Raw genomic sequence first — 18,910 nt, forward strand, 5'->3', positions numbered from 1 at the left:
GGCGCAAAGGGGACCGCACATGGCCGATCACGACGACACCGTGCTCTACGAGGTGAGCGACGGGCTCGCGACGATCACGATCAACCGCCCCGACGCGATGAACGCGATGAACACCGCGGCCAAGGTGGCGCTGCGTGACGCCCTCCAGTCGGCCGGCGCCGACACCGCCGTGCGGGCGGTTCTGCTCACCGCGGCCGGCGGGCGTGCCTTCTGCGTCGGCCAGGATCTCAAGGAGCACCTCTCCAAGCTGTCCGAGGTCCGTGCGTCGGGCGGCGGTAACGCGCTCAGCACGGTGCAGGAGCACTACAACCCCATCGTGCGGGCGCTCACGCAGATGCCGAAGCCGGTCGTCGCCGGAGTCAACGGCGCCGCGGCCGGTGCGGGCTTCGGCTTCGCCCTCGCCTGCGACTACCGGGTCGCCGCCGACACCGCCTCGTTCAACACCTCGTTCGCCGGCGTCGCTCTCACGGCGGACTCGGGCGTCTCCTGGACGCTGCCCCGGCTGATCGGCCACAGCCGCGCCGCCGATCTGCTGCTCTTCCCGCGCTCCCTCTCCGCCAAGGACGCCCACGACCTGGGCATCGTGAACAGGCTGGTGCCCGCCGCCGATCTCGTCGCCGAGGCCACCGCGGTGGCCCGCGCCCTGGCGGACGGCCCGACGGTGGCGTACGCCGCGCTCAAGGAGTCGCTCTCCTACGGCGCCGGTCACACCCTGGCCGAGGCCCTGGAGAAGGAGGACGAACTCCAGACGAGGGCGGGCGCGTCGCAGGACCACGGGATCGCGGTGCAGGCGTTCCTCGACAAGGAGAAGCCGAAGTACCTCGGGCGGTAGCTCGGCTCCCGGCTACGCGGCGGTGCCGCCGCCCCGGGCCACGCAGTCGGCGAGGTGATCGTCGACCAGGCCGCACGCCTGCATCAGGGCGTAGGCCGTGGTCGGACCGATGAACCGCAGGCCGCGCTTCTTGAGATCCTTGGACAGGGCCGTCGACTCCGCGGTGACGGCCGGCACGTCCCCGAGGATGCGCGGGGCGGGGCGGCTCGCCGGATCGGGGGCGTACGACCAGATCAGTTCGTCCAGCTCGCCGTCCTGCCAGCCGGCCAGCTCCCGGGCGTTGGCGAGGGTGGCGTCGATCTTCGCGCGGTTGCGGATGATGCCCGCGTCGGCGAGGAGCCGCTCGCGGTCCGTGTCGGTGAACGCCGCCACCTCCGGGATGCTGAACCCGGCGAACGCGCTCCGGAAGCCCTCCCTGCGGCGCAGGATCGTCAGCCAGGACAGACCGGACTGGAACGCCTCCAGGCACAGCCGCTCGAAGAGGGCGTCGTCGCCGCGGACCGGGCGGCCCCATTCGGTGTCGTGGTAGATGAGGTAGTCCTCGGTGGACAGGCCCCACGGGCAACGCAGTCCGCCGTCCGCCGCCGCCACGGCGCCGCCGCTCAACGCCCGGCCTCCTCGTCGGGGTGCGGAGCCTCAGCCGGCGGCCGTGGCGCCTCCCAGGGCGCTTGTGGACGGTCCTCGGGGTGCTTCAGAAGATCCGGACGACCGGCTCTCGTGGCCTGGGCACCGGCGAGCGCCGACTCCAGCTCCGCGATGCGGGCGTCCCGCTCGGCGAGCTCGGCCCCGAGACGGCCCAGCGCGTCGTCCACATCGGCCATCCGGTAGCCGCGCACGGCGACGGGCAGCCTGAGCGCCTCCACGTCCGCCCGGCCGACCGGGCGCGTCGCGGGCAGCGGATCCGTCAGCTGCTCGGGCGCCACGTCCTGCAGGATGGCACTCTTCCCTCCGCCGACCACCGCGAGGGTGACCGCGGCAACCACCACCACCATCGCGAGCAGCAAGAACCAGAACACGCGTATCTCCCCGGGAGCTGAATTCGTCCGGGTCCGATCGTGCCACGAGGGACCGACAGTTAGGGTCGCAGTCGGTCCTGGCGGGAGATCCGCCGGGGGATTCACAGGGAGAGACACGGGATGCGAAGCGGTGCGCTCAGGCTGGGGCGGCGCGAATTCGGAGCGCACGAGCCGGTGATCATGGCGATCGTGAACCGCACCCCGGACTCCTTCTACGACCAGGGCGCCACCTTCCAGGACGAGCCCGCCCTCTCCCGGGTCGAGCAGGCGGTGGCCGACGGCGCCGCGATCATCGACATCGGCGGAGTGAAGGCGGGCCCGGGCGAGGAGGTCACCGCCGAGGAGGAGGCCCGTCGCACCGTCGGGTTCGTCGCCGAGGTGCGCCGCCGCCATCCGGACGTGGTGATCAGCGTGGACACCTGGCGTCACGACGTCGGGGAGGCCGTGTGCGAAGCCGGGGCCGACCTGCTGAACGACGCGTGGGGCGGCGTCGACCCCAAGCTGGCCGAGGTCGCCGCCCGGTACGGGGCAGGGCTGGTCTGCACGCACGCGGGTGGCGCCGAGCCTCGTACCCGGCCGCACCGGGCCGGGTACGAGGACGTGATGGCCGACATCCTGCGAGTGACCGTGGGCCTGGCCGAACGGGCCGTGGAACTGGGGGTCCGGCCGGACGGGATCATGATCGACCCCGGCCACGACTTCGGGAAGAACACCCGGCACTCGCTGGAGGCCACCCGCCGGCTCGGCGAGATGGCGGAGACGGGCTGGCCGGTCCTCGTCTCGCTGTCCAACAAGGACTTCGTCGGCGAGACACTCGACCGGCCCGTGAAGGAGAGGCTGCTCGGCACGCTGGCGACGACCGCGGTGTCCGCGTGGCTGGGGGCGCGGGTGTACCGGGTCCACGAGGTGGCGGAGACGCGGGACGTCCTTGACATGGTGGCGTCCATCGCCGGGCACCGGGCGCCCGCGGTGGCCCGGCGAGGTCTGGCCTGAGGGCTGGAGCGGGCAGGTGGAGCGGCGACCGCGGCGGACCGGTCGCCCACGGGCTGCCCCACCTCCCGGAGCCGGGGGTTCCGCCCGCGGACCCGCGCTCCTCGCACGCCGGGGCTGAATGAGGCCGCAGGGCCGGCGGACCGGCCGGCCGGGCTGATCTACCGCCCGACCTCCTTCGTCACCAGGTCCACCGCCTCGTCCACGTCGTCGGTGACGTGGAACAGCAGCAGGTCCTTCGACGACGCCTTGCCCTGCGCCACCACCGTGTCGCGCAGCCAGTCCACCAGGCCGCCCCAGTACTCCGTCCCGAACAGCACGATCGGGAAGCTGGTGACCTTGCCCGTCTGGACCAGGGTCAGCGCCTCGAAGAGCTCGTCCAGGGTGCCGAGGCCGCCGGGCAGGACGACGAACCCCTGGGCGTACTTCACGAACATGGTCTTGCGGACGAAGAAGTACCGGAAGTTCACGCCGATGTCGACGTGCGGGTTGAGGCCCGACTCGAAGGGCAGCTCGATGCCGAGGCCGACCGAGACGCCCTTCGCCTCCCGGGCACCCTTGTTCGCCGCCTCCATCGCCCCGGGGCCGCCCCCGGTGATCACCGCGAAGCCCGCCTCGACGAGCGCCCGGCCGATGCGTACACCCGCTTCGTACTCCGGCGTACCGGCCGGTGTGCGGGCGGACCCGAAGACGCTGATGGCGCTCGGCAGTTCGGCGAGTGCGCCGAAACCCTCGACGAACTCCGACTGGATGCGCATGACCCGCCAAGGATCGGTGTGCACCCACTCGGAGTCGCCCTCGGAGTCCAGCAACCGCTGGTCGGTCGTGCCGGGCTGCACCTGGTCCCTGCGGCGCAGCACCGGGCCGAGTCGCTGTTCCTCGGGCTTGACCGCTCCCTCGGGGATCTCCGCGCCCTCGGGGATCCTTGCGTCCTCCGGGTTGCCCATGTCCTGCTCCCTACGCCGACGTCGGAGCCGCCCTGCGGCGCTCCGTCTCGGGCCAGCGTAGATCCCCGCGGGTTACGGACGGGGGAACGGCTGAGGTCAGGTCGTGAGCCAGGAGCGCAGCCGGTCCTCGCAGTGGGTGATCAGCTCGGTCCGTACGTGCTCGTTGCGCTTGTGCGCGAGGATCGGGTCGCCCGGGCCGTAGTTCACCGCGGGAACGCCGAGGGAGCCGAAGCGCGCCACGTCCGTCCAGCCGAACTTGGGCCGTGCGGTGCCTCCGACTGCGTCCATGAACGCCTTGGCCGCCGGGTGGGAGAGGCCGGGCATGGCCGCGCCGGAGTGGTCGTCGACGATGAACTCGGCGACGCCGCAGCCGTCGAAGACCTCGCGGACGTGGGCCAGGGCCTCGTCGGGGCCGAGGTCCGGGGCGTAGCGGTAGTTGACGACGACCGTGCACGCGTCCGGGATGACGTTGTTGGCGACGCCGCCCTCGATCCGTACGGCGTTGAGCCCCTCGTGGTACTCCAGCCCGTCGATCACCGGCTTGCGCGGCTCGTAGGCGGCGAGCCTTGCGAGGACCGGTGCGGCGGCGTGGATGGCGTTGGAGCCCATCCAGCTGCGGGCGGAGTGCGCCCGCTCGCCCTCCATGCGGAGGAAGACGCGCAGCGTGCCCTGGCAGCCGCCCTCGACCTCGCCGTTGGACCCCTCCAGGAGGACGGCGAAGTCGGCCGTCAGCCAGTCGGGATGGGCGGCGGCGATGTGTCCGAGGCCGTTGAGGTCGGCGGCGACCTCTTCGTTGTCGTAGAAGACGAAGGTGAGGTCGCGGTTGGGTTCGGGCACGGTCGCGGCGATCCTCAGCTGCACGGCGACGCCGGACTTCATGTCGGAGCTCCCGCAGCCCCACAGCAGGCCGTCCGCGTCGAGCCTGGAGGGCACGTTGTCGGCGACCGGCACGGTGTCGATGTGACCGGCCAGTACGACGCGCTCGCCGCGGCCCAGATTCGTCCTGGCCACGACGTTGTTGCCGTGCCGGTCGACGGTCAGGTGCGGAAGGGTCCGCAGCGCCGACTCGATGGCGTCGGCAAGGTCCTTCTCCTCCCCGCTGACCGAGGGGAAGTCGACGAGCCACGCGGTGAGCGCTGGTCCGTCCAGTGTGAGGTCAAGCGTGCTTTCGGCCATGGCTACGACCCTAGTGCCTCGCGTACGGTGGCCCCGTGCCCCGGACCGTTGCTCCTGCCCGCAGACACACCGCCCGCAGCCGCCGTCTGCGCATCACGGCGGCCTTCGGCGTGCTCGTGGCGGTGGCCGGGTACCTGACCGTGCAGTACGTGACGGGCGGCATGAGCTCCGACCAGTGCACCGTGCGGTCGGCCGACGGTTCGGCGGGCGAGGGACGCACCTATCGGCTGAGCGCGGAGCAGGCGGCGAACGCCGCGACGATCTCCGCGGTCGGCACCACGCGCGGCATGCCGGAGCGCGCGGTGACGATCGCGCTGGCGACGGCGCTGCAGGAGTCCGGGCTGCGCAACATCGAGCACGGTGACCGGGACTCGCTCGGCCTGTTCCAGCAGCGTCCCTCGCAGGGCTGGGGCACCGAGAAGCAGATCCTGGACCCGGTCTACTCGGCCGGGAAGTTCTACCAGCACCTGGCCGAGGTGCCCGGCTACTCGCGGCTGCCGCTCACCGTGGCCGCGCAGCGGGTCCAGCGCAGCGGCTTCCCGCAGGCGTACGCGAAGCACGAGCCGGATGCCTCCCTGCTGGCCGCCGCGCTGACCGGCCGGGCGCCGGCGGCGCTGAACTGCGAGCCGCCGCGGAGCACGGCCGGGACGGGTGGGGCGGCTGAGGTCCGGGCCGCGCTGGTGCGCTCCTTCGGCAAGGACGTACTGCCGTCCGGCAAGCCGGCGGACGGGGCGGGAACCGGGACGCCGGCCGCCGGTGCGGCCGCGGGAACGCTCTCGGTGCCCGTGGCCGGCAGGGCCGACAAGAGCGACGCCCCGCGGCGTGGATGGGAGCTCGCGCACTGGGCGGTCGCCCAGTCCGAGGCGCTCGGCATCGACGAGGTCGCGTACGCCGGCAAGAAGTGGGACTCCGGGTCGGGCTGGCGGACGGAACGTAAGGAATCGGGCACCGGCACAGTCCGCCTACGTCTCGTGCAGTAGTGCGAATCATCACCCGCCCAGGGGGGATCACACCTCAGCTGTCCGGGCTCCGCGAGGGCTCCCCCACGCCTTCCTCCACACCCGCCCATCCCCTTGCGGTCAAAGGGAAGTGACGGTTCAGCAGGGGGGCGCGCGATGCAGTGCCTGCCCGGGTTCCTCCGTTGCGGATTATGTGACGCATTACCCGATCTTTACGTCGTTCCACCGCAACCTCTCCCTCCCCCACGGCGGTTGTCATGGCGTCCGACCCACGGACACCAGGAATTCCCCCCGTCGAAGGAGCATCATGTCCCTCCCCCTGACCCGTCGGATCGCCCGCACCGCGCTGCTGATCGCGGCGGGTGCGGCCCCCGTGGTCGGTGCGGCCGGTGCCGCAGGTGCCGCGGAGCTCCCGCAGGCCCCGGAGCTCGGCGGCCTCACCACCGTCGAGGGCGCCGGACTCGGCCAGGCCGTCGATGCGGCCCAGCCCGCCACCGACACCGCAGGCAAGGCCGGCGGCAAGGTCGTCGGGACCACCCTGCCGGTGGCGGCCAAGACCCTCGGTGAGACGGGCGCCAAGGCGGCACCCGCGGCGAAGGGCGTCAGCAAGACCGCCAAGGGCGGCGCGAGCGACACCCTCGGCGACGCGACCGGTGCCGTCACCAAGGGCGGTCTGCCCACCGACAGCCTCGGTGGCCTGCCCACCCAGGGCCTGCCGATCGGCTGATCCGCACCACACCCCTGCGGACGCGCGAGGGCCTCGGGAGTGCGCACTCCCGAGGCCCTCGCGCGTCCGTACCGCTCCGAGCTCAGCCCAGTCGCTTGACGGCGGCCGCCACGCGTTCGTCGGTCGCCGTGAACGCGACGCGTACGAAGTGGTCGCCCGCCGGCCCGTAGAAGTCCCCGGGCGCCACCAGGATGCCCAGCTCCGCCAGGTACCCCACCGTGTCCCAGCAGGGCTCGTCGCGGGTCGCCCACAAGTAGAGACTCGCCTCGCTGTGCTCGATCCGGAAGCCGTGGGCCTCCAGGGCCGTACGCAGGGCCGCGCGCCTGTCCGCGTACCGGGTGCGCTGCTCCGCCACGTGGTGGTCGTCGCCGAGTGCCGCGACGGTCGCCGCCTGGACGGGGGCGGGCGTCATCATCCCGCCGTGCTTGCGGATCAGCAGCAGCTCGCTCAGCACGGCCGCGTCGCCCGCGATGAAGGCCGCGCGGTAGCCGGCGAGGTTGGAGCGCTTGGAGAGCGAGTGGACGGCGACGATTCCCTCGTACGTACCGCCGCAGACGTCCGGGTGGAGCACGGAGACCGGTTCGGCCTCCCAGCCCAGCTCCAGGTAGCACTCGTCGCTGAAGACCAGCACGTCGTGCTCGCGCGCCCAGGCGACGGTCCGGGTCAGCTCGTCCTTGGCCAGGACCCGGCCGGTCGGGTTGGACGGCGAGTTGAGCCAGAGCAGCTTCAGCCCGGCCGGGTCGAGGTCGGTCGGGTCGTCGTACGCGACGGGTTCGGCGCCGCAGAGCCGGGCGCCGACCTCGTACGTCGGGTAGGCGAGCCGCGGATAGGCGACCCTGTCGCCGGCGCCGAGGCCGAGCTGGGTCGGCAGCCAGGCCACCAGTTCCTTGGAGCCGACCACGGGCAGGACGTTCTCGTGCGTCACCGAGACCGCGCCCAGGCGGCGCTCCACCCAGCCGGTGAGGGCGTCCCGCAGTGCGGCCGTCCCCCACACCGTCGGATAGCCGGGGCTGTCCGCCGCGGCGACGAGCGCCTGCTGGATCAGCTCGGGCACCGGGTCGACGGGCGTGCCGACGGACAGGTCCACGATGCCGTCCGGGTGGCTCTCGGCCGTCGACTTGTAGGGCGCGAGCCTGTCCCAGGGAAAGACCGGGAGGCGGGAGGAGACTGCGGACACGGATCTCTGCTTTCTCGTACGGGGTTCACGCGGGCGGCCCGGAGTGGCTGCGGGAAACACCTCGGTCCCGCACGGTGACGAGCCGTACGGGACCGGGGCGACGCACGTGCCGGGGCGCTGCTACTGGTTCTGCGGCGGCAGCGCGGCGATGAACGCGTGGTCGCGCTCGATCAGACCCAGCTTGGAGGCACCACCCGGCGACCCGAGGTCGTCGAAGAACTCGACGTTCGCCTTGTAGTAGTCCTTCCACTCCTCCGGGGTGTCGTCCTCGTAGAAGATCGCCTCGACCGGACAGACCGGCTCGCAGGCTCCACAGTCGACGCACTCGTCCGGGTGGATGTACAAGGACCGCTGGCCCTCATAGATACAGTCGACGGGGCACTCTTCGATGCAGGCCTTGTCCTTTACGTCGACACAAGGCTGCGCGATGACGTAGGTCACGCTGTCGTTCCTCCTCGGTAGGGCGTTGGCTCTCGCGCGGGAGCGCGGCGTCGTCGATGCCCGCCCCTAGTATCTCCGTTCCTGGGCACGATCCGAACAGGAGGGGCGGACAGAGCTGTGGAATTCACCATGGGCGGACGGCTGGAGGTCCGAATTGCACCGGCTGACGTGGGCAAACGGGTATCAGTCCGGCGGCTGACCGAGGACGGCCCCCACGGTCCGAAATTCACCGACACGGTCGGAGTTCTCACATCCTGGAACGAGGGTGTGCTGTCGGTCACACCCAAGAGCGGCGAGTCCGTCCGGATCACCGAATCGGCCCTGGTGGCGGGCAAGGTCGTGCCGCCCGCGCCGGCCCGTCGGCGCGGCCCCGCGGCCTCCCTCGCGGAACTCGCCCCGGTCTGCGCGCGCGCCTGGCAGCCCGTGGAGAGCGAACCGCTGGGCGACTGGCTGCTGCGCGCCTCCGGCGGTTTCACCCGGCGGGCCAACTCCGTGCTTCCGCTCGGTGATCCGGGCGTGCCGCTCGACGCGGCGCTCGGACGGGTCAGCCAGTGGTACGCCGAGCGCGGTCTCCCCGCGTACATCCAGACCGCGACCGGCGCCGAGGGCGCCCAGGAGGAACTGTGCGCGGCGCTGGAGGGGCAGGGGTGGCGGCGGGAGGTGACCGCCGAGGTGCGGACCGCCGCGTTGGCCCCCATCGGTGATCTGGCGGCGGAGGTGTCGCGGGTGCGGCTGAGCCGCAGGGTGGACGACGCGTGGCTCGCCCGCTACCAGCGCTTCGAGGCACCGGGCCCGCACGTGACGTCCGTGCTGAACAGCGGCCCCTCGGTGTGGTTCGCGACCGTGCCGGGCACGGCGGGGGACGGGGCGCCCGCCGCGATCGGGCGGTGTGTCGTGGACGGTCGCTGGGCCGGCTTCATGGCCGTCGAGGTGGCACCGGAGCACCGGAGGCAGGGGCTCGCCACCACGGTGATGACCGCGCTGGCCCGGCAGGCGATGGACGAGGGCGCGTCGGCCGCCTGGCTCCAGGTGGAGGCGGACAACGACGGCGCCCGTGCGCTGTACGACGGGATGGGCTTCGCGACGCACCACCTCTACCACCACTTCCGGGCTGCGTAGCGCGATGACCCCCGAGAGGAGCGACAGGGACGAGCTGCGCCGCCGGTTCGCCGAGGAGACGCGTTCGGAACGGCCGGACCTGGCACTGCTCTGCCTGCTGCTGGCCGCGGAGGCCGACCCCGCGCTGTCCGGAGACGGCGTGGACGCCGCCCAGATCGAGCTGGACCGGCTGGCGGGCCTGCTGCCGTACGGGCTGCGCGGCGGCCGTGCCTGGGCGTCGGCGCTGGCCGAACTGCTCGGTGAGCGGTGCGGATTCGAGGGCTCTTCGGCGGACTACCAGCGGCTGGAGTCGTCCCTGCTGCACGAGGTGCTGCGGCGGCGGCGCGGACTGCCGATCCTGCTGTCGGTGGTCTGGATCGAGGTGGCGCGGCGTGCGGGCGCTCCGGTGTACGGGGTGGCGCTGCCGGGCCACTTCGTGGTCGGTTTCGGGGATCCGGCGGAGCACGTGCTGGCCGATCCGTTCGCCGGTGGACGGCCGTTGACGGACGAGGACGCCGAGCTGCTCGTGGCGGGTGCGACCGGGGCGCCGTTGGAGGCGTCGATGCTGATGCCGGCGCAGCCACTGGAGATCGTGCTGCGGATCCTGAACAACATCCGGGCATGGGCGGCGGCCCGCCCGGAGCGCACGGATGTGGCGCTGTGGGCGGTGGAGCTGTCCCTGCTCCTGCCGTCGCACCCGGCCCGGCTGCGCTACGAGCATGCCCAGCTGCTGGTCCGGAGCGGGGAGTTCCTGCGCGGGGCGGCGGAGATGGAGGAGTACGCGCAGGTGGTCGAGGAGGTGGATCCTGCTGCGGCGGAGGCGGTGCGCGGGAGTGCGCGGGCGGCCCGGGCGATGCTGAACTGACGGCCTCGCTCACTCCGGGCCGCCGCCCGCCCGCCTCACCGTGTGCGACAGGTACTCCTTCCGGTCGAGCGGGTTGCGGTCCGTGCGGGAGCGGCGAGGGGCGGTGCCGGTGACGGGGCGGTGGGTGTCGAAGGCGGTCTCCAGCAGCCCTTCCCCCCGGGTCAGACCCGGGAGCCGCTGCTGGAGCTCATGCACCCGGGCCGCCGGGATCTCGCCCTTCAGTACGCAGCGGGTGCCGTCGACGGACGGAGAGCCTGGGACGGCCCGCAGACGGGCGAGAACCGGCAGGAGCGGCCCGAGCGCGTCGGCGGGGAGCTCCGCCCGGAAGCGGTGCATCGGCTCGTACACCACGGTGCCTGCCTGACGGAGTGCGGCCATCAGGACCAGCGGGGTCAGGTGGCGGAAGTCCCCGGCCGTGCTCGACATGGACTTGTCGAAGACACCGTGCGAGTGGCTCTGCCGGGGCCAGTACCCGGAGTGCGTCATCGTGACGGTGCAGTCGGTGACGCGCCAGCCGTACAGGCCCTGTGCGAGCGTTTCGAAGACGGTCTCCTCGACGGCTCTCATCAGGGAGTACGGCATCGAGCCGAGCTCCACCTCCAGCCCGTAGGAGACACCGCTTCCGGGCGGGGCCGGATCGACGCGAAGTCCGACTGTGGCGAGAAAGGGGTTGTCGTCCTTGTCGATGATCTCGAAAGCGGCTCCGGTTCCGGACGGTTTTTCCAGGCAGATGGTCGTGGTCCCGCGGAAGGCGACGTCGATTCCGAATTCGTCCGCGAGCGTCGCCTGGATGACTTCTTTCTGCACTTCGCCGTAGAGCGACAGGGAGACTTCCTTACGGATGTCGTCCTGCCGCAGGTTGATCAACGGATCCTGCTCGGCGAGCTGCGCGAGCGCGAAATGCAGTGCGCCCCGGGAGGCAGGCGGTGCGGGTACCACCACGGATTCCAGCGTCGGCGGGGCGAAATGGTGCCTGGTGGCCGCCGCCCGAGTGTCTCCGACCGCGTCGCCGATGCGGATGTCCCCGAGCCCCTGGAGCTTGGCGATCCGCCCCGGCCCCGCCGACGCGGCCTCGGCGTCCGCACCGTCGGAGAAGACCCGGATGCCCGTCACCTTGCCCTCGGACACGGCGCCGGGGCCCTGCCCGAACGTCAACCGGTCGCGGAGACGTACGGTCCCGGAGAACATCCGGACCCAGGCCAGCTTCTCGCCGGCCCGGCCGCGTTCGACCTTGAAGACGGTCCCGGAGACCGGCCCGTCCGCGTCGCCCCCGGCCGCGGGCAGCAACTCCTTGATCCCGTCGGTCAGCGCGGTGACGCCGGCGCCGGTGACGGCCGAGCCGAAGAACACCGGGTGGACCCGCGCCCGCCGGGTCTGGGCCCTCAGCTCCCCGCGGAGCCGGGCGGGCGAGAGCCTCCCGCCGCCCTCGACGTACGCGGTCAGCAGGGCGTCGTCGTGCCGGGTGAGCAGCTCAGTGAGCGGGCCCGCGAGCCGGGGGTCGCCGTCGGTGTACGCCACGCTGCGGGCCTCGCGGGTGCCGAGGCCGGTGACGGCGGGTCCCATCACGACCGCGTGCGGCGTGAGCTTCTCCTCGATGTCGCGCAGCACCTGCGCGTACCGGGCTCCGGCCCGGTCCGTCTTGTTCACGAAGACGAGCGCGGGGATGCGCAGGCGCTGGAGCGTGCGCATCAGTACGCGGGTCTGCGCCTGTACACCCTCCACGGCGGAGATGACCAGCACCGCGCCGTCGAGCACGCTCAGGACCCGTTCCACCTCGGCGATGAAGTCCGGGTGGCCGGGGGTGTCGATCAGATTGACGGTGACGTCGTCGAGGCGGAACGAGACGACAGCGGACTTGATCGTGATGCCGCGCTGCCGTTCGAGCGCGAGGGAATCGGTCTGCGTATTCCCGTCGTCGACGCGGCCGATCTCGTCGATGATTCCGGCGGTGTGGAGCAGCCGCTCGGTCAGGCTCGTCTTACCGGCGTCGACATGCGCCAGAATTCCAAGATTCAGCGTGTGCACAGAACTCCATGTTCTCAGCGGTGGGGTGAATTCCCGTCGAGACGAACATGTGAGATCGGCGCATCGATTTCTCCTGGTCCTGTCGGCTGATGCCGCGAGTACAACAGCGGGCCGGCCGGCCGTGCAACTCATTTACCCGTGCCGTGATCGCCGGTGCGGTGAGGCGCCGTCAGCGAACGGGGGATGCCGCGCTGAAACCTCCCCTCGGCGCGCCGTGCCGTCCAACGGGTGATTATCCGCCGTCCGCCACTCGATGAGCCCTATGCCGTAGCTCCAATGCGGGGCTCCCGGATGGCGCGTTCCGGGCTCCGGGCTGACGGTGAATCACGTAGCCACTGCGCCACTCCGAGTCGACATCCCGTCACTCATCGCAGTCGCGACGAAAGGAAAGTGTTCAGATGCGCTCTGCCCGCACCCTGTTCGCTACGGCCGCCGCCACGGCGGTCCTCACGATCACCGCTCCCTCCGCCTACGCCATGACGGCCGGCGACTGGGAGCACGACAGCGGTTCTTCCTCGAGCAGCGAGGACGGCGGCTGGAAGAAGGACAAGCCGAACGGCGGCGTTCACACCGGCGGCGGCGCCCTGGCCAAGACGGTCGCCGGCGACGAGCACGGCAAGTCGGACGACGAGGGCTGGAAGAAGGACAAGCCCCACGGCGGCGTCCACACCGGCGGCGGCGCACTCTCGATGACGGTTGCCAAGGAGTGGCAGCCCGGCAACGACGAGGACAGCGGCTCGTCCGACTGGAAGAAGGAGAAGCCCAGCGGCGGCGTCCACACCGGCGGCGGCGCCATGTCGATGACGGTCGCCAAGGAATGGCAGCCCGGCAACGACGAGGACAGCGGCTCGTCCGACTGGAAGAAGGAGAAGCCCAGCGGCGGCATGCATGCCGGTGGCGGCGCCATGTCGATGACGGTCGCCAAGGAATGGCAGCCGGGCAGCGACGAGGCCGACAAGACGGACAAGACGTCGAAGGGCGAGAAGACCGAGAAGGGTGAGAAGACCGAGAAGAGCGACGAGGGCTGGAAGAAGGACAAGCCCAGCGGCGGCATGCACACCGGTGGTGGCGCGATGGCCATGACCGGCGGCGGTCTGGCGGCCGGTTCGCTGCTGCTCCTCGGCGGTGTCGGTGTCGGCGCGTACAAGGTGCGCCGCCGTCAGGCGACGGGTGGCGCGATGGCCTGACCCGGCCGCATCGCGAGCCGCTCACTTCGTTGTCGCGGCCGCCGTCCCTCCGGACGGCGGCCGCGGCGCCGTCGTTTCCCCGGATTCATGGCCAGGGCGCCGCCCCGGCCCCGCCCCGCGCCCCTCACACCGCAACGCCCCGCACGGACGAAAGGCACGTTCCCATGGCCGCCCCGCAGTCGCCCGGTTCCCCCTCCTCCCGGACTGCCACCCCCACCGTCGGCCTCGGCCGCGCCCTGCTCTGGCCCGCCGCAGTGGCCGGGCTCGGCATGCTCCTCATCTACAACTCCATCGGCCCCTCGGCCGACGACAAACCACCCGCCCCGCCCGCCGCCGCGGCGCCCGCCACTCCGGCCCCCGCGGCCACCGGCTCCTCACCGGCGGCCGGCGTCCCGCGCCAGGCCTCCCCCTCTCCCTCCCCCACGGCCGCGCCGGCCCTGTCCCGTTCCGTACCGACGCGGCTCAAGATCCCCGCTCTCGCCGTGGACGCCCCCTTCACCCCGCTCGCGATCGGCGCCTCCGGCCGCCTCGACGCCCCTCCCCCGAACGACAAGAACCTGGTCGGCTGGTTCAAGGACGGTGTGACGCCCGGCGAGCGCGGCGCGTCGATCGTGGCGGGCCACGTCGACACGAAGACCGGCCCGGCCGTCTTCCTCCAACTGCGTTTCCTGCAGCCCGGATCGGGGGTCGACATCACGCGTGCGGACGGCACGGTGGCCACGTTCAAGGTCGACACCGTCGAGACGTTCAGCAAGGCGAAGTTCCCCGACAAGCGGGTCTACGCCGACACGCCGGACGCCCAGCTGCGCCTGATCACGTGCGGCGGCAACTACGACAGGAAGGCCAAGGACTACGAGGACAACGTGGTCGTGTTCGCGCACCTCGACTCGGTCAAGAAGGGATGAGTCGCCGTGCTCCCCCGGCGCAAAACGCCGTGCGACGGGCAGAGGGCCACTGCTAGCGTCCCCGGTATGAAGCGCGCTGCGATGACGACGACGCCGGAGAGTGTCCCGGCGCGCTGACTGCTGAGAAGTCCAGAGCCCCGGGGCGAGTGCCCCGGGGCTTCTGCTTGCGGTCACTCGCCCTTCGTACGCGAGGAGACCGCCATGCACGACCACCGCAGACTCGGCCGCGAGCTGGAGCTGTTCGACACCGACCCGCTGATCGGCGCGGGACTTCCGTACTGGCTGCCGGACGGCGCGGCGCTGCGGCACACCCTGGAGGAGTACATCCGTGGCGCAGAGCGGCTGGCGGGCTACCGGCACGTGTACTCGCCGGTGCTCGGCAAGCGGGAGCTGTACGAGATCTCGGGGCACTGGTCGCACTACAGCGACGACATGTTCCCGCCGATGGACCTCGGCGGCGAACAGATCGTGCTTCGACCGAGCCTGTGCCCGCACCATGCCGTCATCTACCGCTCCCGCTCGCACAGCTACCGCGAGCTTCCGCTGCGGATGGCCGAGCTGGGCGGCATGTACCGCTCCGAGCTGTCAGGAGTGCTCGGCGGGCTGACCCGGGTACGGGCCATCCAGCTGAACGACGCCCACATCTTCTGCACCCTGGACCAGGTCGCCGGGGAGGCGCGCGCCGCGCTGGACATGATCCGCCGGGCGTACGAGGCACTCGGCATCCGTCCGGCCCGCTTCCGGCTCTCGCTTCCGGGGCCGGGTGGGAAGTACGTCGCCGCTCCCGCGATGTGGCAGCGCTCCACCGCCCTGCTGACCGAGGTCCTCGACGCGTCCGGGCTGCCGTACGAGGCGGCCGAGGGCGAGGCGGCGTTCTACGGCCCGAAGATCGACGTCCAGGTCGCCGATACTGCGGGCCGCGAGGCGACCCTGTCGACCGTCCAGGTCGACTTCCACCAGCCGGAACAGTTCGACCTGCACTACGTCGGCGCGGACGGGGCGAAACACCGGCCGGTCATGGTGCACCGCAGCATCATCGGCAGCGTGGAGCGGGCCGTCGCCCACCTCATCGAGCAGCACGGCGGAGCGTTCCCCGCCTGGCTGTCCCCGGTCCAGTTGATGATCCTGCCGGTCTCGGACGCCGAGCTGCCGAACGCCGAGGCGCTGGCCCGCCGTTGCCTCGCACTCGGGCTCCGCGCGGAGGTCGGCGGCCGGGAACGCGGCAGCCTGGGGGCCAGGATCCGGGAGGCCCGGCTGGTGCCGTACCAGGTGGTCATCGGCGCCGCGGAGGCGGCCGACGACCTGGTGGCGCTGCGCCTGCGGGACGGCCGCCGCCTCGACCCGCTGGCGGCCTCGCAGGCCCTGGAACGGATCAGTGCGCTGATCGCGGCGCACAGCACCGAGCTGTGGGACTAAGGGCTGTCCGTCCGGATCATGCCGGGCTCGCAGGTCCGGCATGATCGGGACGAAGGCCCTCGGACGTAGGTCTTCTTCGGGGCCGCCACCGCAGCGGCCCGCACCATCCGGCTCGGCACATGATCGGCCGGACACGTCCTGACCGATCCCGCGGTGCTCGAAGCGGCCCTGGACGCCGGGCTCCTGCGCGAGGCGCCGCGGGTGCCCCGGCAGCGGACCGGAGAGTTCAACAGCGCTGGGGCGATGCTCAGTTCGAGCGCCGCAGGGCGGGCAGGCCGGCGCACAGGGCGTCCGGGAAGGCGGGCTCGACGCGGTGCACGTCGACGCAGCCGGCCTTCGTGCCGCGGGCCAGGGGCACCCAGCCCGCCTCCTCGGCCCGGAAGAACCACCGGCCGCCGACGCTCACCCCACAGCCCGGCCCCTCGCCCTCGGCGCAGGCCGGGCCCATGCGCGAGGACACGTCGAACACCAGCCACTTCCCGTCGCAGTGCTCCTCGCCGCGGGAGGTGTGGTTCGGCACGTCGAGCGCCGCCACCGCCTGGTCGTAGGACGCGGGGGTGCAGCCGGTGGGTGCGGGGTGGCAGCCGCGGTCGCCGCACAGACGCAGGTCGGGCAGGTCGGCGTCGTCCGTGGTGAACGCCGTGTCGTTGTCCACGGCCAGTTCGCGGTGGCCGAGCGGGGACGGCAGCCGCACCTTCGCCGTGCCGGTGGCCGTCTCCGAGCAGTCGGCGTGCGGGTCGCCGGTCAGGGAGGAGAAGGTGACCTGCACCCACACGGTGCGCTCCGAGGTGGAGGTCACGACCGCCTTCAGCTCGCGTGCGCAGGTCTTGCCCTTGCCGGGCACCTCCACGTCGACACTGAGTGCGCGCCCGCCGTCGGAGAGCCGGGCGGCGGTCACGCGGAACGGCGCGAACGTCTGCCAGTGCGGCGCTTCCGTCGTCGGCGCACCGGCATCGACCCGCTGGGTACCGCACGCGCCGAGCAGCAGCACGGCGACGGCGCTCAGCAGGACGACGGCCAGCGATCTCCTGGACTGCATGTGTTCCTGACCCCCCATGAAAACGGTCGACCCGGGCGACTATAGAACGCCGCTCACACGTCAGACCCGGCGCAACCGCACGGTGGCGAGCGGCGGCAGGGTCAGGCGCGGACATGCCGGACGGCCGTGGGCCGGCGCTTCGCCCGAGGCACGGACGAGCGGAGCCCCGGAACACGACACCCCCCTTGGCCGCCCGGACCAGCTCCTCGGAGCTGGTCCCAACTCTCGCGGGGTAAGCCCTGGGGGCGCCCTATGCCGTGATGGGCTCCGTCTGGGCGTCGCGGTCGGTGCCGAGCGCCCCGGCCAGCGTGGACGCGGCGATCAGCAGGGCGAGAACCACGGTCATCGTGAGCCGGAGCCCGACGTGGTCGGCGAGGAAGCCCAGCGCGGGTGGGCCGACGAGGAAGGCAACATAGCCGGCTGTGGACACCGCGCCGACCCGTGCTGCCGCGTTGTGCGGGTGGTCACCGGCCGCGGAGACGGTGACCGGGAACCCGAGCGAGGCACCCAGCCCCCACAGCACCGTTGCGGCACCCGCCATCGCCGGGCTCGGCGAAACGATCACCACCGCCAGGCCCAGCGCGGCGACGACCGCGCTGATCCGGACGACCTGGACGGGGCCGAAGCGCTGCAGCAGGGGGCCACCGGCGAAGCGGCCGAGCGTCATCGAGGAGGCGAAGACCAGGAAGGTCAGCGAGCCCGCGGTGGCGCTCACCTCGTAGCCGTCCACCATGAGCAGCGGCAGCCAGTCGTTCGCGGCGCCCTCCGCGAAGGCCATGGCCAGCACGATCACCCCGATGAGAATCAACCGCCGGTCCCGCCACACCTCCAACTGGCCCCGCCACCCGCCCGGACCGGAGGTGCCGGCCGCCTCCTTGCCCGTGCCGTGCGGGAGCGCACGGACGGCCAGGACCGCGGCGGCGGCGACGAGTACCGCGACGGCCGCAAGATGCAGGCCGACGGGGAACGCCGCAGCGGTCAGCCCCATGCCGAGCAGCGCCCCGACCACGGTGCCCAGGCTGAAACAGCCGTGCAGCACCGGCAGCACGGGCCGGCCGATGACCTGCTCCACGTCCGCGCCCTCGATGTTGAACGCGACCTCGGCCAGTCCCATCCCGCCGCCGAACAGGGCCAGTCCGCAGAAGACGCCGCCCGCCAGGGCCAGGCCCGTGCCCGCGGCGACGACCAGCAGTCCGGCGACGACCAGCGCCGCACCGGTGGTGATGGCGGCCCGGGCCCCGTAACGGCGTACGAGTGGGCCGGAGGCGGTCACACCGGCCATCGAACCGGTGGACAGCCCGAACAGCACCAGCCCCATCGCACCGGTGGACACATCGAGTCCGTCCCTGACGGCCGGGGTGCGCGCCACCCAGGAGGCCATACCGGTTCCGGCGGCGAGCATGAAGAGGAACAGGGCGGCACGCCGACGACGTGTTGCGGCATCCATGAGGGGCCTCGGCAGTCCGGGAGGGAATTCAACAGGAGCGTACGATCGTACGCCCTTGAAGTGTACGCTCGTACTCATGACGGACCACTTCGCGGGAGACCCGCGTACGAACCATGAGCGGATGCTCGCCGGGGACCTCTACATCGCCGATGACCCCTCGATCGTGGAGGCCCAGCGGCGCGCCGTGCGGCTGGCCGCCCGGTATCTCGCGGCCTACACCGAGGACCCCGACGCCGCACAGCCCGTCGTCGCCGAGCTCCTGGGTGGTGTCGGCGCAGGTGCCCACATCCGGCCGCCGCTGTACGTGGACTACGGCACGTACATCACGGTCGGCGAGGACACCTTCATCAACTACAACCTCACCGCTCTGGACGTGGCCCCGATCACCATCGGTCGCGACTGCCAGATCGGACCCAACGTGCAACTGCTCACCCCCACCCATCCGGTGGAGCCGGAGCCGCGCCGGAACAAGCTGGAGGCCGCGAGGCCGATCACGATCGGCGACAATGTCTGGCTGGGCGGCGGCGCGATCGTGCTGGCAGGGGTGACGATCGGGGACAACAGCGTCATCGGCGCGGGAGCCGTCGTGACCAAGGACGTCCCCGCCAACGTGGTCGCGGTCGGCAACCCGGCCCGGGTGATCCGCTCGATCTAGAAATTCTC

At 72.0% G+C, this 18,910-nt stretch carries 19 protein-coding genes; 10 read left to right on the forward strand and 9 right to left on the reverse strand.

Features of this window, described 5'->3' with window-relative positions; all coding sequences use genetic code 11:
- Nucleotides 1–19: 19 nt before the first annotated feature.
- A complete protein-coding gene (locus OG538_RS12110; RefSeq protein WP_406092881.1) occupies nt 20–832 on the forward strand; it encodes an enoyl-CoA hydratase/isomerase family protein in 813 nt (270 codons plus the stop codon).
- A gap of 12 nt (nt 833–844) precedes the next feature.
- Here the strand turns inward: OG538_RS12110 and OG538_RS12115 are convergent, their stop codons facing one another.
- A complete protein-coding gene (locus tag OG538_RS12115) occupies nt 845–1,438 on the reverse strand; it encodes a DNA-3-methyladenine glycosylase I (protein WP_406092883.1) in 594 nt (197 codons plus the stop codon).
- The gene (locus OG538_RS12120; protein WP_406092885.1) at nt 1,435–1,848 is read right to left on the reverse strand and encodes a DivIVA domain-containing protein; all 414 of its coding nucleotides are present in this window, start codon (nt 1,846–1,848) and stop codon (nt 1,435–1,437) included. The genes OG538_RS12115 and OG538_RS12120 overlap by 4 nt, the downstream gene beginning before the upstream one ends.
- A 120-nt stretch (nt 1,849–1,968) precedes the next feature.
- Between OG538_RS12120 and folP the strand changes: the two genes are divergently transcribed.
- Entirely contained in the window at nt 1,969–2,841 is an 873-nt protein-coding gene (gene folP, locus OG538_RS12125; RefSeq protein ID WP_406092887.1) for a dihydropteroate synthase, read from the forward strand.
- A gap of 158 nt (nt 2,842–2,999) precedes the next feature.
- Here folP and OG538_RS12130 read toward each other — a convergent pair whose 3' ends face one another.
- Both OG538_RS12130 and dapE read right to left on the reverse strand, forming a co-directional pair.
- Nucleotides 3,000–3,785 (reverse strand): TIGR00730 family Rossman fold protein, encoded by a 786-nt coding sequence (locus OG538_RS12130; RefSeq protein WP_406092889.1) that lies wholly within the window; start codon nt 3,783–3,785, stop codon nt 3,000–3,002.
- Between the two features lie 96 nt (nt 3,786–3,881).
- Entirely contained in the window at nt 3,882–4,961 is a 1,080-nt protein-coding gene (dapE, locus tag OG538_RS12135) for a succinyl-diaminopimelate desuccinylase (protein ID WP_406092891.1), read from the reverse strand.
- 35 nt (nt 4,962–4,996) lie between these two features.
- On the opposite strand from dapE, the gene OG538_RS12140 reads away from it, so the two are divergent.
- Nucleotides 4,997–5,941 carry a hypothetical protein gene (locus OG538_RS12140; protein WP_406092893.1) on the forward strand — a complete coding sequence of 315 codons (945 nt, stop codon included), beginning with the start codon at nt 4,997–4,999 and terminating at the stop codon, nt 5,939–5,941.
- Nucleotides 5,942–6,227: 286 nt separating this feature from the next.
- Entirely contained in the window at nt 6,228–6,647 is a 420-nt protein-coding gene (locus OG538_RS12145; RefSeq protein ID WP_406092895.1) for an ATP-binding protein, read from the forward strand.
- Between the two features lie 82 nt (nt 6,648–6,729).
- Here OG538_RS12145 and dapC read toward each other — a convergent pair whose 3' ends face one another.
- Both dapC and fdxA read right to left on the reverse strand, forming a co-directional pair.
- Nucleotides 6,730–7,824, reverse strand: a complete 1,095-nt coding sequence (dapC, locus tag OG538_RS12150; protein ID WP_406092897.1) for a succinyldiaminopimelate transaminase — start codon at nt 7,822–7,824, stop codon at nt 6,730–6,732.
- Nucleotides 7,825–7,944: 120 nt separating this feature from the next.
- Nucleotides 7,945–8,265 carry a ferredoxin gene (gene fdxA / locus OG538_RS12155; RefSeq protein ID WP_018956287.1) on the reverse strand — a complete coding sequence of 107 codons (321 nt, stop codon included), beginning with the start codon at nt 8,263–8,265 and terminating at the stop codon, nt 7,945–7,947.
- Between the two features lie 117 nt (nt 8,266–8,382).
- Between fdxA and OG538_RS12160 the strand changes: the two genes are divergently transcribed.
- Together OG538_RS12160 and OG538_RS12165 are read left to right on the forward strand one after the other, a co-directional pair.
- A complete protein-coding gene (locus OG538_RS12160; protein ID WP_406092900.1) occupies nt 8,383–9,384 on the forward strand; it encodes a GNAT family N-acetyltransferase in 1,002 nt (333 codons plus the stop codon).
- Nucleotides 9,385–9,388: 4 nt separating this feature from the next.
- Nucleotides 9,389–10,228 (forward strand): transglutaminase-like domain-containing protein, encoded by an 840-nt coding sequence (locus OG538_RS12165; protein ID WP_406092902.1) that lies wholly within the window; start codon nt 9,389–9,391, stop codon nt 10,226–10,228.
- A 9-nt stretch (nt 10,229–10,237) separates the two neighbouring features.
- On the opposite strand, the gene OG538_RS12170 is transcribed toward OG538_RS12165, so the two are convergent.
- The gene (locus OG538_RS12170; protein ID WP_406092904.1) at nt 10,238–12,253 is read right to left on the reverse strand and encodes a GTP-binding protein; all 2,016 of its coding nucleotides are present in this window, start codon (nt 12,251–12,253) and stop codon (nt 10,238–10,240) included.
- A 398-nt stretch (nt 12,254–12,651) separates the two neighbouring features.
- On the opposite strand from OG538_RS12170, the gene OG538_RS12175 reads away from it, so the two are divergent.
- From OG538_RS12175 to thrS, 3 genes are all read left to right on the forward strand, one after another.
- Nucleotides 12,652–13,440 (forward strand): hypothetical protein, encoded by a 789-nt coding sequence (locus OG538_RS12175; protein ID WP_406092906.1) that lies wholly within the window; start codon nt 12,652–12,654, stop codon nt 13,438–13,440.
- A 164-nt stretch (nt 13,441–13,604) separates the two neighbouring features.
- On the forward strand, nt 13,605–14,345 hold the full coding sequence (locus tag OG538_RS12180; protein ID WP_406092908.1) for a class F sortase: 741 nt from the start codon (nt 13,605–13,607) through the stop codon (nt 14,343–14,345).
- A gap of 117 nt (nt 14,346–14,462) precedes the next feature.
- Nucleotides 14,463–15,761 carry a threonine--tRNA ligase gene (gene thrS / locus OG538_RS12185; protein WP_406100089.1) on the forward strand — a complete coding sequence of 433 codons (1,299 nt, stop codon included), beginning with the start codon at nt 14,463–14,465 and terminating at the stop codon, nt 15,759–15,761.
- Nucleotides 15,762–16,008: 247 nt separating this feature from the next.
- Here the strand turns inward: thrS and OG538_RS12190 are convergent, their stop codons facing one another.
- A complete protein-coding gene (locus OG538_RS12190; RefSeq protein ID WP_406092910.1) occupies nt 16,009–16,800 on the reverse strand; it encodes a hypothetical protein in 792 nt (263 codons plus the stop codon).
- A gap of 250 nt (nt 16,801–17,050) precedes the next feature.
- Nucleotides 17,051–18,247 carry an MFS transporter gene (locus OG538_RS12195; protein ID WP_406092912.1) on the reverse strand — a complete coding sequence of 399 codons (1,197 nt, stop codon included), beginning with the start codon at nt 18,245–18,247 and terminating at the stop codon, nt 17,051–17,053.
- A gap of 76 nt (nt 18,248–18,323) precedes the next feature.
- Here OG538_RS12195 and OG538_RS12200 point away from each other — a divergent pair, with 76 nt between their 5' ends.
- A complete protein-coding gene (locus tag OG538_RS12200) occupies nt 18,324–18,902 on the forward strand; it encodes a sugar O-acetyltransferase (protein WP_406092914.1) in 579 nt (192 codons plus the stop codon).
- Nucleotides 18,903–18,910: the final 8 nt, after the last annotated feature.

The organism is Streptomyces sp. NBC_01013 (genome assembly GCF_045162765.1).
Taxonomy (GTDB): Bacteria; Actinomycetota; Actinomycetes; order Streptomycetales; family Streptomycetaceae; genus Streptomyces.